The sequence below is a fragment of the Hydrogenophaga sp. IBVHS2 genome (assembly GCF_002127215.1).
GTDB lineage: Bacteria > Pseudomonadota > Gammaproteobacteria > Burkholderiales > Burkholderiaceae_C > Hydrogenophaga.
In genome coordinates this window covers 39,554-52,840 of record NZ_NFUT01000003.1, presented here as the reverse complement: position 1 = coordinate 52,840, position 13,287 = coordinate 39,554, and the positions used below count along the sequence as shown (strand labels likewise).

The following is a 13,287-nucleotide window of genomic DNA, read 5'->3' as shown; positions in this document are numbered from 1 at the left end:
GTTCAGCCCTGCTCGCTGAAGCCCTTGAGTTCGGACAGCGGCGTGAACTGCGCCGCGCGCTTGTCCTTCATGGCGGCAATCGCCTCGCGCACATGGGCGTTGCTCCAGATGGCGCCCTGCAGCCAGCCCATCTGGCGCAGGCTGTCCTCGACGCTGTGATCGCGGGCGTAGGTGACGGCCTGCTTGGTGCCCCAGATGGCCACCGGCGGCTTGGCCGCGATCTCGCGCGCGCACTGCAGGGCAGCATCCACCGTGGCCTGGTGACTGTCGAACACCTCGTTGACCAGACCCAGCGCCTGCGCCCGGGCTGCCCCCAGACGCCGGCCGGTGTAGGCCAGCTCCTTCACCACCGCCAGCGGCATCAGCTTGGGCAGGCGCTGCAGCGTGCCCACGTCGGCCACCATGCCGATGTTGATTTCCTGGATGCAGAAGAAGGCGTCGGCACTGGCGTAGCGGATGCAGCCGGCGGTGACCATGTCCACCGCGCCGCCGATGCAGCCGCCCTGGATGGCGAAGATCACCGGGCAGCGCAGGTTTTCCAGGCGCGTGAAGGTGGCCTGCATGTCGGTCAGCAGATCGAAGATGGCCGCCCGGCCCTCGGGGCTCTGGTCGTCCATCTGGATGGCGCCGGCAAAGGTCTCGAGCGACATGCCGGCGCTGAAATGCTTGCCCGTGCTGCTGATCACCAGCGCCCGGGCGGTGCCGTCGCGGTGCAGCTGCGCCAGCACCTCGTCGAGCTCGCGCCAGAAGGTCGGGTGCATGGTGTTCATGGCTTCGGGCCGGTCGAGCACCAGATGCGCCACGTGGTCGGCGCCGAGGGAGAGGTGGAAGCAGGTGAGCGTGTTCATGCGGGGCATTCTGCTCAGCGATCGGGGGGCAGCCAGTCGCACCTGAGACGTTGCTGCAGATGCGCCCGCCGTCGCCAGGCCACATAGAAGCCGGGCAGCGACATGGCCAGCAGGCACAGCGGCACGGCCCACAGGGCCTGCAGCATCAGGGCCGGCACCCAGCCCATCCAGCCCATGAGCCACAGGGTGAGCACGCCGTCCCAGAGGTGGCTCTCCAGCGGTTGTTGCCGGTGGTGGGCCAGGTGCCATGCGCGGATGCGCTGCAGGTCGGCCAGGGTGAGGCGGTTCGGCATGGCGGGCTCCCAGGGTGGAGGAATCGCCTGACTGTAAGAATCGCGTCAGGTGGCGTCAATCGCCGGCCCTGTCGTCCGAGCGGGCTGCAGGGTCAGAAGAGCCAGCCGGTCTCCGGTTCGGCCGCCACCGGCGCAGGGGCTGCTCCGGGCCGGGACAGCTTGCCCACCCGCACCCCCAGCAGCCGGATGCGGCGGGTCAGGTCGACCCGCTTGAGGCATTGCCCTGCGGCACGGCGGATGGTGGCGGCATCGGCCGTGGCGGCATCGATGGTCAGGTCGCGCGTGACCTTGCTGAAATCGGTGTAGGTCAGCTTGATGCCGATGGTGCGGCCGGCGTAGCCCTTGCGCTGCAGGTCGGCCGCCACCTGCTCGCACAGCCGGGTGAAGATCTCGCCCAGTTCGGCGCGGTCGCGCGCCGCGTGCAGGTCGCGCTCGAAGGTGGTCTCGCGGCTCATGCTGACCGGCTCGCTCTCGGTCACCACCGGCCGGTCGTCACGGCCCCAGGCGGCGTCGTGCAGCCAGGCGCCGTAGCTGCGGCCGAAGGTGGCCACGAGCCAGTCGCGCTCTCGCGCCGCCAGCTCGCCGATGGTGTGGATGCCGTGGGCCTTGAGCTTCTCGTCGGCCTTGGGTCCCACGCCATTGATCTTGCGGCAGGGCAGGGGCCAGATGAGGCGCTGCAGGTCCTCCGGCATGACGATGCTGATGCCCGCCGGCTTGCGGAATTCGCTCGCCATCTTGGCGATCAGCTTGTTGGGCGCCACGCCGATGGAGCAGGTCAGGCCGGTGGCCTGCTGGATGCTTTTCTGGATCAGCCGGGCCAGCACCCGGCCACCTTCGCGCTGGCCGCCGGGCACGTGCGTGAAATCGATGTAGACCTCGTCCACGCCCCGGTCCTCCATCACCGGCGCGATCTCGGTGATGGTGGCCTTGAACAGGCGCGAGATGCGCCGCACCTCGTCAAAGTCCACTGGCAGCAGGATGGCCTGCGGGCACAGCGCGGCGGCCTTCATCAGCCCCATCGCCGAGCCCACGCCCGACTGCCGGGCCTCGTAGGTGGCGGTGGTGGCCACGCCCCGGCCGGCGTAATCCTTGAGGCGCGGAAAGAAATCGACCGGGATGCGGTCCAGCGTGTGCGGACCCCATTCCCGGTCGGGGTAGGTCTGGCGCAGCCGCGCCAGCAGGTCATCGAGCCGGCGCCGCCCGCCCCCGATCACCACCGGCAGCCCGCGCAGCTGCGGGTAGCGCAGCAGCTCGACCGACGCGTAGAACGCGTCCATGTCGAGGTGCGCAATGCGACGGGGGGTATCGGGGCTCACCCCCCGAGGATAGCCAGCCGCGCGGTGTGTTTCAGGCGGTCGGGAAGGTGCCCGGCAGCAGGATGCTCTTGTCCACCGTCTCGATGTTGGTGTGGCCGCAGAAGGCCATGGTGATGTCGAGTTCCTTGTGCAGGATCTGCAGGCACTTGGTCACGCCGGCCTCGCCCATGGCACCGAGGCCATAGAGCATGGGGCGGCCGATGTAGACGCCGCGGGCACCCAGGGCGCGGGCCTTGAGCACATCCTGGCCGCTGCGGATGCCGCCGTCCATGTGGATCTCGATGCGGCTGCCCACCGCGTCCACGATGCTCGGCAGGGCCTCGATGCTGCTCTGGGCGCCATCGAGCTGGCGGCCGCCGTGGTTGCTCACGATCAGCGCATCCGCCCCGGAATCGGCGGCCAGCTTGGCATCCTCCACGTCCTGGATGCCCTTGAGGATGAGTTTGCCGCCCCAGCGCTGCTTGATCCATTCCACGTCGCCCCAGTTGAGGGCGGGGTCGAACTGCTTGGCGGTCCATTCGCTCAGGCTGCCCATGTCGCCCACACCACTCACATGGCCCACGATGTTGCCGAACTGCCGGCGCTTCGTGCCCAGCATGCCCAGCGCCCAGCGCGGCTTGCTGGCGATGTTGATCATGTTCTTGAGGGTCAGCTTGGGCGGTGCCGACAGGCCGTTCTTCAGGTCCTTGTGGCGCTGGCCCAGGATCTGCAGATCCAGCGTGAGCACCAGGGCGCCACAGCCGGCGGCCTTGGCCCGGTCGATCAGGCGCTCGATGAAGGCGCGGTCCTTCATGACGTACAGCTGGAACCAGAAGCCCCGCCCGGCGTGTTCGGCCACGTCCTCGATCGAGCAGATGCTCATGGTGGAGAGCGTGAACGGAATGCCGAACTTCTTTGCAGCGCGGGCGGCCAGGATCTCGCCGTCGGCGTGCTGCATGCCGGTCAGGCCGGTGGGCGCAATGGCCACCGGCATGGCGGTGTCCACCCCCACCATGGTGGTGCGCGTGCTGCGGTTCTCCATGTTCACCGCCACGCGCTGGCGCAGCTTGATCTTCTGGAAGTCGTCGGCGTTGGCGCGGTAGGTGCCTTCGGTCCAGGAGCCGGAGTCGGCGTAGTCGTAGAACATGCGGGGCACGCGCTTTTGCGCCAGCACGCGCAGGTCTTCCACGGTGGTGATCACGGACATGTTGTCTCCAGGGGTTGGGGTCGGACGGACCCGGGGCGGGTCGGTGGTGTGCGGATGGTAGTCAGGCCGGGACCTGACCGTTTGTGAAACCGGGTTCGGTGCAGTTGAAATTTTGTGCGTGAACGGCTGGATAGCCTGCGTTGAGCCCTGAGTGATAGAGCATGGTGATAACTGGCGTTGTTCATCACCGAATCGTTGTGCGTTCATCAAAAGCGCACGAATGGCCCCTGCCTAGACTGTTCGGCCATGAGCATTTCGACCCAATCGTTGATCCGGTCCCGGTGGCAGCATCCCGGCGATCCGCCCGGGCCGGCCCGGTATGTGCGCGAGCGCTTCGGCGTGCGCTTCCAGGAGGCCCGGGTCCTGGGGCTGCCGGGCCGTGGCGTGGCGCGTCCCCGCCTGGTGGCGGTGCACGGTGCCGGCGCCGATTACACCCAGCTCAATCCGCTGCTCTACGGCCTGCAGCGGCGCGGGCTGGGCAGCCTGGCCATGAACCTCTCGGGCCACGGCGAGGCCACCGGGGGCTCCGCCGCCCGCAGCAGCCTGGACGGCAACGCGCGCGAGGCCCTGCGTTTCGGAGAACGGCTGCGCCCGGGGCTGCTGGCGATGCTGGCGGTCGATGTGGGGGCCATGGTCGGCCTGCGGCTGGCGCAGTCCCATGTGCAGTCCATCCACCGTCTGGTCTTTGTCGATCCCTGCCTGTACCCCGACGACGCCTGGACACGCCCGCTCTCGGTGGTGCTCGATTGCCCTCCGCTGCGCTGGAGCCGCTGTGGTCTGCTGGGCTTCGTGCAGGGCTTCCTGGGGCAGGTGCTGGTGATCACCGGGGAGGATGCGCCGGTGCCCTTGCCCCGCCGTCGGGTGGAGCGGGTCGAGCCGGCCACACCGGCCGATGCCATCGTGCGCAGTCTGCATCCGCGCCGGGTCTCGCGCCTGGTGGTCGAGGGCTGCACCGGCCCGGTGATGCCCTGGCTGCACCGTCACCCGGATGCGGCCGATCGCGCCGCCGCCCACCTGGCGGATTTTCTGGGACCGATGTAGCCGCTCAGGCCAGCCGCTGGCGGTGGCGGGCGATCTGCTGCCGCACCTGGGCGGGGGCGGTGCCGCCCAGTGTGTTGCGGGCATCGAGCGATCCCCGCAGGCTCAGGCAATGGAACACGTCCTGCTCGATGGCCGGGTGGAAGCCCTGCAGTTCGGCCAGCGACAGCTCGGACAGGTCGCAGCCCCGCCCGGTGGCGGCCTTGACCGCATGTGCCACCGTTTCATGGGCATCGCGGAACGGCAGGCCCTTCTTCACCAGGTAGTCGGCCAGGTCGGTGGCGGTGGCGTAGCCCTTGCGCGCGGCCGCTTCCATGGCGGGCGCATTCACCGTGATGCCGCCTTCCTTCACGCCGGTGGCCGGGTTCAGCTGTCCCCCCACCATCTCGGCAAAGATGCGCAGCGTGTCCTTGAGCGTGTCGACCGTGTCGAACAGCGGCTCCTTGTCTTCCTGGTTGTCCTTGTTGTAGGCCAGCGGCTGGCCCTTCATGAGGGTGATCAGCCCCATCAGGTGGCCCACGACCCGTCCGGTCTTGCCGCGCGCGAGTTCCGGCACGTCCGGGTTCTTCTTCTGCGGCATGATGGAAGATCCGGTGGTGAAGCGGTCGGCGATCTTCACGAAGCCGAAGTTCTGGCTCATCCACAGGATCAGCTCTTCGCTCAGGCGGCTGATGTGCACCATGCACAGCGAGGCAGCGGCGGTGAACTCGATGGCAAAGTCGCGGTCGCTCACGCCGTCCAGACTGTTCTGGCACACCTGCGGCAGGCCACTGTCGTCGACCATGCCCAGGCTGCGTGCCACGCGATCCCGGTCCAGCGGGTAGGTGGTGCCGGCCAGGGCGGCACTGCCCAGCGGCAGGCGGTTGGTGCGGCGGCGCACGTCGGCGAAACGTTCGGCGTCGCGGGCGAACATCTCCACATAGGCCAGCAGGTGGTGGGCAAAGCTCACCGGCTGGGCCACCTGCAGGTGGGTGAAGCCCGGCAGGATCACCTCCACATGGCGGTCGGCCACGTCCACCAGGGCCTGCTGCAGTTCCTTCAGGAGCCCGGCGATCAGGTCGATCTCGCCGCGCAGCCACAGTCGCACGTCGGTGGCCACCTGGTCATTGCGGCTGCGACCGGTGTGCAGCCGCTTGCCGGCATCGCCCACCAGCTGGGTCAGACGCGCCTCGATGTTGAGGTGCACATCCTCCAGGTCGAGCTGCCACTCGAACTGCCCGGATTCGATCTCGCTGCGGATCTGGGCCATGCCGCGCTGGATGTCGGCCAGATCACCCGCCGAGAGGATACCCACCGCGTGCAGCATGTCCGCATGTGCCAGACTCCCGGCGATATCGGCCTGCCACAGACGTTTGTCGAAGAACACACTGGCGGTGTATCGTTTGACGAGGTCGCTCATGGGTTCGGAGAACAGGGCAGACCAGGCTTCGGATTTCTTGTCGAGTTGGTTGGTGGACATGGGGCGTGCCAGCGGCTGAGGTGGGAAGTCCGGGCCGCCGTGGCGCCCGTCGGGTGGGCTTGTCGGGCGGGCCGGTGGCCCGCGAATTCCCTGGAGGAACCGTCTCCCGTGAAAGATTCTCGAATTTTATCGACCTTCCAGGAGCTCTCAGGCAGCACCGCGGCCCGGCCGCTGGCCAGCATGCCCGAGCACCTGCGGGCCCGGGCCGAGGTGTTCGACGCGGTGCAGGTCGGGGTGGTGCTGCGGGCGGTCTGCTTCGTGCAGGCCATCGTCGCGGTGGCGGTGATGTTCCATTCCGCCACCTTCAATGCCTGGCTGTACAACGCCGCCGTCATCACCGGCGCTGCCCTGCCGGCCCTGCTCATCTGGCTGTTGTCCGTGTTCGCGCTGCGCCGCGTCATGGCCCGGTTGCAGGAATGGCAGCAGTGGGTGGTGGGGGGAGCGCTTGGCGTGGCGTCCGGCCTGTATGGCTGTGCGCTGCTGGTGTGGCTGGGATTTGCCGATCACCGGCCCTGGTGGGCCAGCGCTTCTGCGGGCCTGCTGGTCTCCCTGGTGCTCATGGCCGGTCTGATCTGGCGGGCCCGGGCCCGCATGCCGGCCGGCACCAAGGCCCAGCTGGCCGAGCTGCAGGCCCGCATCCGCCCCCACTTCCTGTTCAACACCCTCAACAGCGCCATTGCCCTGGTGCGCGAGGAGCCTGCGCTGGCCGAGGACCTGCTGGAAAACCTCAGCGAGCTGTTCCGCCACGCCCTGGCGGACACCAAGGAAGCGGTCACGCTGCGCCAGGAGCTGTCGCTGGCCGAACACTACCTGGCCATCGAGCAGGTGCGTTTTGGGGACCGTCTGCGGGTGGAATGGAGCGTGGACGAGACCTCGCTCGGCGCCCGGTTGCCTCCGCTCATCCTCCAGCCCCTGGTGGAAAACGCGGTCAAGCACGGGGTGGAGCCCAGTCCCACGGGAGCGACGGTGCGCATCAGCACGCATCGGCGAGGGAGCATTGTGGTGATCAAGGTTACCAATACCGTGCCCGGTGGTACGGGCAAGCGCGGCAACGGACTGGCGCTGGACAACGTGCGCCAGCGTCTGGCGCTGCTGCATGACGTTCAGGGACGGTTCCAGAGCGCGCTGGTGGACGGCGTGTTCCAGGTCCGCCTGGAGATACCGGTATAACCGGCCTGCGGGCCGCACGACGGAGCAGAACATGACACTCAAGGTATTGATCGTTGACGACGAAACCCTCGCCCGGTCCCGGCTGCGCACCCTGCTGGGTGAGTGCACCGACCCCCGCGTCGATGTGGTGGGCGAGGCAGGCAATGCGGTGCAGGCCATGGAGCAGATACAGCGCGGCCACATCGATCTGGTGCTGCTGGACATCCACATGCCCGGTGTGGACGGCATGGCCCTGGCGTCCACCCTGCGCCAGATGACGGCACCCCCCAGCGTGGTCTTCGTCACCGCCTATGCCGAGCATGCGGTTCAGGCTTTCGAGCTCGAGGCGGCCGACTACCTCACCAAGCCGGTGCGCCGGGAGCGCCTGCAACAGGCCCTGCAGAAGATCGAGAAGCTGCGGGCGCCCAAGGACGGCACCGACAGTTCCATGCCCGAGTGCCTGATCATCCAGGAGCGCGGGCGCAGCGAGCGGGTGGCCCTGCAGGACGTGGTCTACCTCAAGGTGGAGCTCAAGTACATCACCGTGCGCACCCGGGAAAAGGAACACATCTACGACGGCGCGCTGAGCGACCTGGAGTCCCGGTACTCGCACCTGTTCGTGCGGATCCACCGCAACGCCCTGGTGTCACGGCGGGCGGTCCGGGCGGTGGAGAAGCACAACGATCCCACCGAGGGCGAAGGCTGGACGGTCCGCCTGGACGGCGTGGAAGAGCGGCTGGCGGTGTCGCGCCGGCAGCTGGCGGCGGTGCGCGAATCGTTGATGAGCTGAGCCCTGAGCGTCAGACCTCGGCGGCTTCCACCAGGAAGCGCACCCGTCGCTGACCCTGCCACTCGTCCGCGTCGAGGCGGAAGGCGATCTTCACCCGGTCCGGCAGCGGATCGGTGTGACCGAACCAGATGCCATCCACCGGTTCGCCCTGGTGCTTCAGTTTGAGCGCCAGGTGCTTCTCGCCCACCAGCCGCTGGCTCACCACCTGCACCTCCTCGCAGAACACCGGCGGTGCAAAGCCCTGGCCCCAGACCACCGCATGCAGCGTGTCCACCGTCTCGGGGCGCCGGAACGCCGGGTCCAGGGTGCCGTCGGCCTCGATGCGCCGCTGCAGTGTGGCGGCATCGAGCCATTCGTGGGCCACCTGCTGCAGGGCGGCTTCAAAGGTGTCGATGTGGTCGGCGTCCACCGTGCAGCCGGCGGCCATGGCATGGCCGCCGAAGCGCAGCAGCACGCCGGGGTGTCGCTTGGCCACCAGATCCAGCGCATCGCGCAGGTGAAAGCCGGGAATGGACCGGCCCGAACCCTTGAGTTCGTGCTCCTTGCCCTCGGCACCGCTCACCGCAAACACGAAGGTGGGGCGGTGCAGGCGGTCCTTCAGGCGCGACGCCACGATGCCCACCACGCCTTCGTGGAAGTCGGGATCGAACACCACGACGGCCGGCGGCGGTGTGTCGGATTCGTCGAACATGGATTCGGCGATTTCCATCGCCATCTCGCGCATGTCGCCCTCGATCACCTTGCGTTCGCGGTTGATGCCGTCCAGCGTGCGGGCCAGTTCGTCGGCGCGCGCCGGGTCGTCGGTGCACAGGCATTCGATGCCCAGCGTCATGTCGGCCAGACGCCCGGCCGCATTCAGGCGCGGGCCCAGCGCAAACCCGAAATCGAAACTCGTGGCAGCCGCCGGTTGCCGACCCGCCACGGCAAAGAGCGCGGCCATGCCCGGCGGCATGGCGCCGGCGCGCACCCGGCGCAGACCCTGCGACACCAGCCGCCGGTTGTTGGCATCGAGCTTCACCACATCGGCCACCGTGCCCAGCGCCACCAGCGGCAGCAGGGTGTCGATGCGGGGCTGGGTGGCTGCGTCGAAATGGCCCCGGCTCCGCAATTCGGCCCGCAGCGCCAGCAGCACGTAGAACATGACGCCCACACCCGCCATGCTCTTGCTGGCGAAGCCGCAGCCGGGCTGGTTCGGGTTGACGATGATGCAGTCCTGCGGCAGCACGGTCTGTCCGTCCTGCTGGGCGGGCAGGTGGTGGTCGGTGACGATGACCTCCAGGCCCAGCGCACGCGCTGCCCGCACGCCTTCGATGCTGGCAATGCCATTGTCCACGGTGATCAGCACATCGGCGCCGCGTTCCCGCACCCGCCGTGCGATGCTGGCCGTCAGGCCGTAGCCGTCCACCACGCGGTCCGGCACCAGGTAGTCCACATGGGCCGCACCGAGCAGCCGCAGCCCCCGCAGGGCCGTGGCGCAGGCGGTGGCGCCATCGCAGTCGTAGTCGGCCACGACACACAGTCGCTGGCCGGCGGCCATGGCATCGGCCAGGGCCACCGCGGCCTGCCGGGCGCCCGTCAGCGATTCCGGCGGCAGCAGCCTGCCCAGGGCATCGTCGAGCTCGTCGGGGCTCGCGATGCCGCGTGCTGCAAACAGACGCGCCAGCAAGGGGTGGATGCCGCTTTGCTCCAGGGTCCAGGCGGCCCGGGGCGGCACATCGCGGGTGATGATCTTCATAGGGTTTCGAGCAGGAGGGCCGGATGGGTTGGGCGGCGGAAATGCCGGAGCCAGCCGGTCAGCCGATGGCGGGGTCCGTTCGTGAATGCGACGGCTCGGCGTTCGCCGCACAGGATCAGCCGCACCGGCTCGCCGCGCTGGCTGGCTTCCAGCAGGGCGGGCAGCTCGTTGGCGTCCAGCCGTTCCCACGATCGGGCCCATGATGGCCAGTCGCCTTGCAGGGCTGCGGTGCGCAGATCGTCGAGGGTGCGCGGTGCGGACGCTTGGGGGCTGGCGGTCATGGCACCCGCTCCATCGGCCCAGAATCCATTCACCGGCGCCTGGCCGGCCGCCGCCAGTGCATCGTTGGCGGGGTGTGTGTAGAACAGCATCTGCGCCTCCGATTGCAGGCGTCGCAGCCAGGGCGCCTGCGGCCCGCGCGGTTGCCAGGGGGCCACCGAGCGACCCCACACCCGGTCCAGGCTGGCGCACGACAGCTGCCCCAGCCGCTCGCCCCGCGCACGCCAGCGCTGCGCCGAGACGAACTCCAGCGTCACGCCATCCTCGGCGCACAAGGGGGCCAGGGCGTCGAAGAGCTGGCGCGAGCAGGCCTCGTCAAGCCCGCTGGCCGGCAGCAGGCTGACCTGGTCCATGCCGACCTGGAAGTGCACCGGGTGGAACCAGGCCTGGGCTTCGCCCGGCTGTGTGCTCTCGAGTGCCGCCCAGGGCAGGGCGCCGTCTTCCCCGGTCAGGCCCATTGCGTCCGCCAGGGCGCGTTCATGCGGCGGCGTGTACAGCCATTCCCCGCCGCCCGCCTCGGCCGTGACCTGCAGGCGGGGCAGCAGCTCGGTGAGGCAGGGCAGCGTCAGGGCCCGCAGGGCCGTGAGGGCCGCCGGGTCGAGTGCGCTGGCAAAGGGAACCAGCAGGCACCGGGCGGGGTCAGGGGCCAAGGACGTGACAGGCATGCCGCGATTGTCGGGGATGCCACAATGCCCGCCCAGACCTATGCAGATCCCCTACGAACTCATCCTGGGCTGGCGCTACACCCGCGCCGGCCGCGCCACCCGGCGCAACGGATTCATCTCCTTCATTTCGGGCGTGTCCATGCTGGGCATCGCGCTCGGGGTGGCGGCGCTCATCATCGTGCTGTCGGTCATGAACGGCTTCCAGAAGGAAGTGCGCGACCGCATGCTGGGCGTGCTCTCGCACATCGAGGTGCTGGACGCCAACGGCCAGGGCATTGCCGATCTGCCGGCCGTGCTGGACACCATCGGCCGCCATCCGGCGGTGCTGGGTGCGGCGCCCTTCGTGGGCGCGCAGGCCCTGGTGGCCCGCGGCGAGGACATGAAGGGCGTGCTGGTGCGCGGCATCGAGCCGGCGCTGGAGCCCTCGGTCACCGACCTGGCGGCGGACCTCTCGTCCACCGTGCTGCCGCGCCTGGTGCCGGGCGGGTTCGGCATCGTGCTGGGTGGTGAGCTGGCCCGCAGCCTGGGCGTGATGCAGGGCGACCCGGTGACGCTGATCTCGCCCAGCGGGCAGGTCACGCCGGCAGGCATCGTGCCCCGGGTGCGCACCATGACGGTCGTGGGCATCTTCAACTCCGGCCACTTTGAGTACGACTCGGCGCTGGCCCTGCTGCACCAGGACGATGCCGCCCGCATCTTCCGTCTGGAAGGCCCGACCGGCGTGCGCGTGAAGATCCGCGACCTGCATGCCGCCCGCGAGGTGGCAGTGGAACTGGCGGCCAGCCTGCCACCCGGTCTCGTGGTGCGTGACTGGACGCGCCAGAACCGCACCTGGTTTGCGGCCGTGCAGCTGGAGAAGCGGATGATGTTCATCATCCTCACCCTCATCGTGGCGGTGGCGGCCTTCAACCTGGTGTCCACGCTGGTGATGACGGTCACCGACAAGCGCGCCGACATCGCCATCCTGCGCACGCTGGGGGCCAGCCCGCGCAGCATCATGGGCGTGTTCGTGGTGCAGGGTGCGATGGTGGGCGTCATCGGTACCGGCGTGGGGCTGCTGCTGGGGCTGGGCATCGCGTTCAACATCGACACGCTCGTGCCGGCGCTGGAACGGCTGCTGGGTGCCAGCTTCCTGCCGCAGGACATCTACCTGATCAGCCGCATGCCCAGCGACCCGCAGCGCGGCGACATCGTGCCGGTGGGACTGATCTCGCTGGCGCTGGCCTTCGTGGCCACCCTCTACCCGAGCTGGCGTGCCAGCCGCGTCAACCCTGCCGAGGCGCTGCGTTATGAATGAGGTCGTGATCCAGGCCCAGGGCCTGACCAAGCGCTTCACCGAAGGCCGGCTGGACGTGACCGTGCTGCAGGGTGTCGATCTGCAGGTGCACCGGGGCGAGACGGTGGCCATCGTCGGCGCCTCGGGTTCGGGCAAGAGCACGCTGCTGCACCTGCTGGGCGGGCTGGACGCACCCAGCAGCGGGCTGGTCACCCTGATGGGCGAGGATCTGGCCGGTCTCAATGCCACGCGTCAGGGCGAGCTGCGCAACCGCCATCTGGGTTTCGTCTACCAGTTCCACCACCTGCTGCCGGAGTTCAGCGCCTGCGACAACGTCGCCATGCCGCTGTGGATACGCCGCAGCGAACGGGCCGAGGCCACCGGGCGGGCCAGCGCCATGCTGACCCGCGTGGGCCTCGGTGAGCGCCTGCACCACCGACCGGCCGAGCTCTCGGGTGGCGAGCGTCAGCGCGTGGCCATCGCCCGGGCCCTGGTGACGCAACCGGCCTGCGTGCTGGCCGACGAACCCACCGGCAACCTGGACCGCAGCACCGCCGACGGCGTGTTCGAACTGATGGTGGAGCTGGCCCGTCAGCAGGGCACGGCATTCGTGGTGGTCACCCACGACGAGACGCTGGCCGCCCGCTGCGACCGCTTGCTGCGCCTGACCCGCGGCGTGCTGGGCGCCGGCCTCACACCTGCAGCTTGAGCCAGGCCGAGATGGAGGCCAGCTGCACCACCAGCAGGCCATAGGCTTCGGCATCCGAAACCGGCCGCTCGACACGGATGCTCTGCCGGTGCAGCAGGTGGTAGGCCGCGTGCAGTTCCACATCGAGGGCCAGCAGCGCCCGCAGGAACCGTTTGCTGCGCACGCCTTCGAGTTCCCGGATCAGTCGGGCCTGTGCCTTGAGTTCCAGCAGCTGCATCACCGCCTGGGTGGGCCAGCGCAGCGGACGTGCCGAGGTGTCGTGCGGTGTGTGCATGGGGGCTCCGGAAAAGCAGGCGACAGTGCTTCTTGGGAACCGTGTGCGGTGGGAGGGTCCTCCGCCGATCCGTCGGTCCAGTGCGCGTGTCGGGATCGAACGCAGCCGGGTGGTGACACAGAGCCACCATGCAATCCCATACCGCCCTCACCCCCGATCCGACCTACCCCCCCCGCCGACATACAACGTCAAGCGGGCCGGGTTTCTTGAGGGCATATCGCGGCAGACCATCGACGACCTGATCGGTCACGCCGATGCGCTGGGTCACGC

General features: G+C 69.0%; 13 protein-coding genes. 5 read left to right on the top strand and 8 right to left on the bottom strand.

The window, feature by feature from the left end:
* Positions 1-2 precede the first annotated feature (2 nt).
* The 4 genes from CAP38_RS09455 to CAP38_RS09440 all read right to left on the bottom strand — a co-directional run bounded on the left by CAP38_RS09455 (position 3) and on the right by CAP38_RS09440 (position 3,643).
* The gene (locus tag CAP38_RS09455; protein ID WP_086121167.1) at positions 3-848 is read right to left on the bottom strand and encodes an enoyl-CoA hydratase-related protein; all 846 of its coding nucleotides are present in this window, start codon (positions 846-848) and stop codon (positions 3-5) included.
* A 14-nt stretch (positions 849-862) separates the two neighbouring features.
* A complete protein-coding gene (locus CAP38_RS09450; protein WP_086121166.1) occupies positions 863-1,141 on the bottom strand; it encodes a hypothetical protein in 279 nt (92 codons plus the stop codon).
* Positions 1,142-1,233: 92 nt separating this feature from the next.
* Positions 1,234-2,418, bottom strand: a complete 1,185-nt coding sequence (locus tag CAP38_RS09445; RefSeq protein ID WP_086121165.1) for a DNA polymerase IV — start codon at positions 2,416-2,418, stop codon at positions 1,234-1,236.
* A gap of 70 nt (positions 2,419-2,488) precedes the next feature.
* Positions 2,489-3,643 (bottom strand): alpha-hydroxy acid oxidase, encoded by a 1,155-nt coding sequence (locus tag CAP38_RS09440; protein WP_086121164.1) that lies wholly within the window; start codon positions 3,641-3,643, stop codon positions 2,489-2,491.
* Positions 3,644-3,889: 246 nt separating this feature from the next.
* Here CAP38_RS09440 and CAP38_RS09435 point away from each other — a divergent pair, with 246 nt between their 5' ends.
* Complete coding sequence (locus CAP38_RS09435; RefSeq protein WP_143435806.1) at positions 3,890-4,684, top strand: alpha/beta hydrolase; 795 nt, start codon at positions 3,890-3,892, stop codon at positions 4,682-4,684.
* 4 nt (positions 4,685-4,688) lie between these two features.
* Here the strand turns inward: CAP38_RS09435 and argH are convergent, their stop codons facing one another.
* On the bottom strand, positions 4,689-6,140 hold the full coding sequence (gene argH / locus CAP38_RS09430; protein WP_086121162.1) for an argininosuccinate lyase: 1,452 nt from the start codon (positions 6,138-6,140) through the stop codon (positions 4,689-4,691).
* Positions 6,141-6,248: 108 nt separating this feature from the next.
* On the opposite strand from argH, the gene CAP38_RS09425 reads away from it, so the two are divergent.
* Together CAP38_RS09425 and CAP38_RS09420 are read left to right on the top strand one after the other, a co-directional pair.
* Positions 6,249-7,310, top strand: coding sequence for a sensor histidine kinase (locus tag CAP38_RS09425; protein ID WP_256924392.1), 1,062 nt, complete (start codon positions 6,249-6,251; stop codon positions 7,308-7,310).
* Between the two features lie 31 nt (positions 7,311-7,341).
* Entirely contained in the window at positions 7,342-8,079 is a 738-nt protein-coding gene (locus CAP38_RS09420; RefSeq protein ID WP_086121160.1) for a LytTR family DNA-binding domain-containing protein, read from the top strand.
* A 10-nt stretch (positions 8,080-8,089) separates the two neighbouring features.
* Here CAP38_RS09420 and recJ read toward each other — a convergent pair whose 3' ends face one another.
* Together recJ and CAP38_RS09410 are read right to left on the bottom strand one after the other, a co-directional pair.
* Positions 8,090-9,814, bottom strand: a complete 1,725-nt coding sequence (gene recJ / locus CAP38_RS09415; protein ID WP_086121159.1) for a single-stranded-DNA-specific exonuclease RecJ — start codon at positions 9,812-9,814, stop codon at positions 8,090-8,092.
* Positions 9,811-10,758, bottom strand: coding sequence for a phosphoglycerate mutase (locus tag CAP38_RS09410; protein WP_143435805.1), 948 nt, complete (start codon positions 10,756-10,758; stop codon positions 9,811-9,813). Before CAP38_RS09410 ends, recJ begins: the two co-directional genes overlap by 4 nt.
* A gap of 40 nt (positions 10,759-10,798) precedes the next feature.
* Between CAP38_RS09410 and CAP38_RS09405 the strand changes: the two genes are divergently transcribed.
* Positions 10,799-12,055, top strand: a complete 1,257-nt coding sequence (locus CAP38_RS09405; protein ID WP_086121157.1) for a lipoprotein-releasing ABC transporter permease subunit — start codon at positions 10,799-10,801, stop codon at positions 12,053-12,055.
* Positions 12,048-12,743, top strand: coding sequence for a lipoprotein-releasing ABC transporter ATP-binding protein LolD (gene lolD / locus CAP38_RS09400; RefSeq protein WP_086121156.1), 696 nt, complete (start codon positions 12,048-12,050; stop codon positions 12,741-12,743). The genes CAP38_RS09405 and lolD overlap by 8 nt, the downstream gene beginning before the upstream one ends.
* On the opposite strand, the gene CAP38_RS09395 is transcribed toward lolD, so the two are convergent.
* Entirely contained in the window at positions 12,727-13,017 is a 291-nt protein-coding gene (locus CAP38_RS09395) for a hypothetical protein (RefSeq protein WP_086121155.1), read from the bottom strand. The two genes, lolD and CAP38_RS09395, sit on opposite strands and share 17 nt — an antisense overlap.
* Positions 13,018-13,287: the final 270 nt, after the last annotated feature.

Excerpts from the sequence above, each read along its gene's own strand:
- CAP38_RS09455 (WP_086121167.1), bottom strand. The coding sequence starts at position 848 with ATGAACACGCTCACCTGCTTCCACCTCTCCCTCGGCGCCGACCACGTG.
- CAP38_RS09450 (WP_086121166.1), bottom strand. The coding sequence starts at position 1,141 with ATGCCGAACCGCCTCACCCTGGCCGACCTGCAGCGCATCCGCGCATGG.
- CAP38_RS09445 (WP_086121165.1), bottom strand. The coding sequence starts at position 2,418 with ATGGACGCGTTCTACGCGTCGGTCGAGCTGCTGCGCTACCCGCAGCTG.
- CAP38_RS09440 (WP_086121164.1), bottom strand. The coding sequence starts at position 3,643 with ATGTCCGTGATCACCACCGTGGAAGACCTGCGCGTGCTGGCGCAAAAG.
- CAP38_RS09435 (WP_143435806.1), top strand. The coding sequence starts at position 3,890 with ATGAGCATTTCGACCCAATCGTTGATCCGGTCCCGGTGGCAGCATCCC.
- argH (WP_086121162.1), bottom strand. The coding sequence starts at position 6,140 with ATGTCCACCAACCAACTCGACAAGAAATCCGAAGCCTGGTCTGCCCTG.
- CAP38_RS09420 (WP_086121160.1), top strand. The coding sequence starts at position 7,342 with ATGACACTCAAGGTATTGATCGTTGACGACGAAACCCTCGCCCGGTCC.
- recJ (WP_086121159.1), bottom strand. The coding sequence starts at position 9,814 with ATGAAGATCATCACCCGCGATGTGCCGCCCCGGGCCGCCTGGACCCTG.
- CAP38_RS09410 (WP_143435805.1), bottom strand. The coding sequence starts at position 10,758 with ATGCCTGTCACGTCCTTGGCCCCTGACCCCGCCCGGTGCCTGCTGGTT.
- CAP38_RS09405 (WP_086121157.1), top strand. The coding sequence starts at position 10,799 with ATGCAGATCCCCTACGAACTCATCCTGGGCTGGCGCTACACCCGCGCC.
- lolD (WP_086121156.1), top strand. The coding sequence starts at position 12,048 with ATGAATGAGGTCGTGATCCAGGCCCAGGGCCTGACCAAGCGCTTCACC.
- CAP38_RS09395 (WP_086121155.1), bottom strand. The coding sequence starts at position 13,017 with ATGCACACACCGCACGACACCTCGGCACGTCCGCTGCGCTGGCCCACC.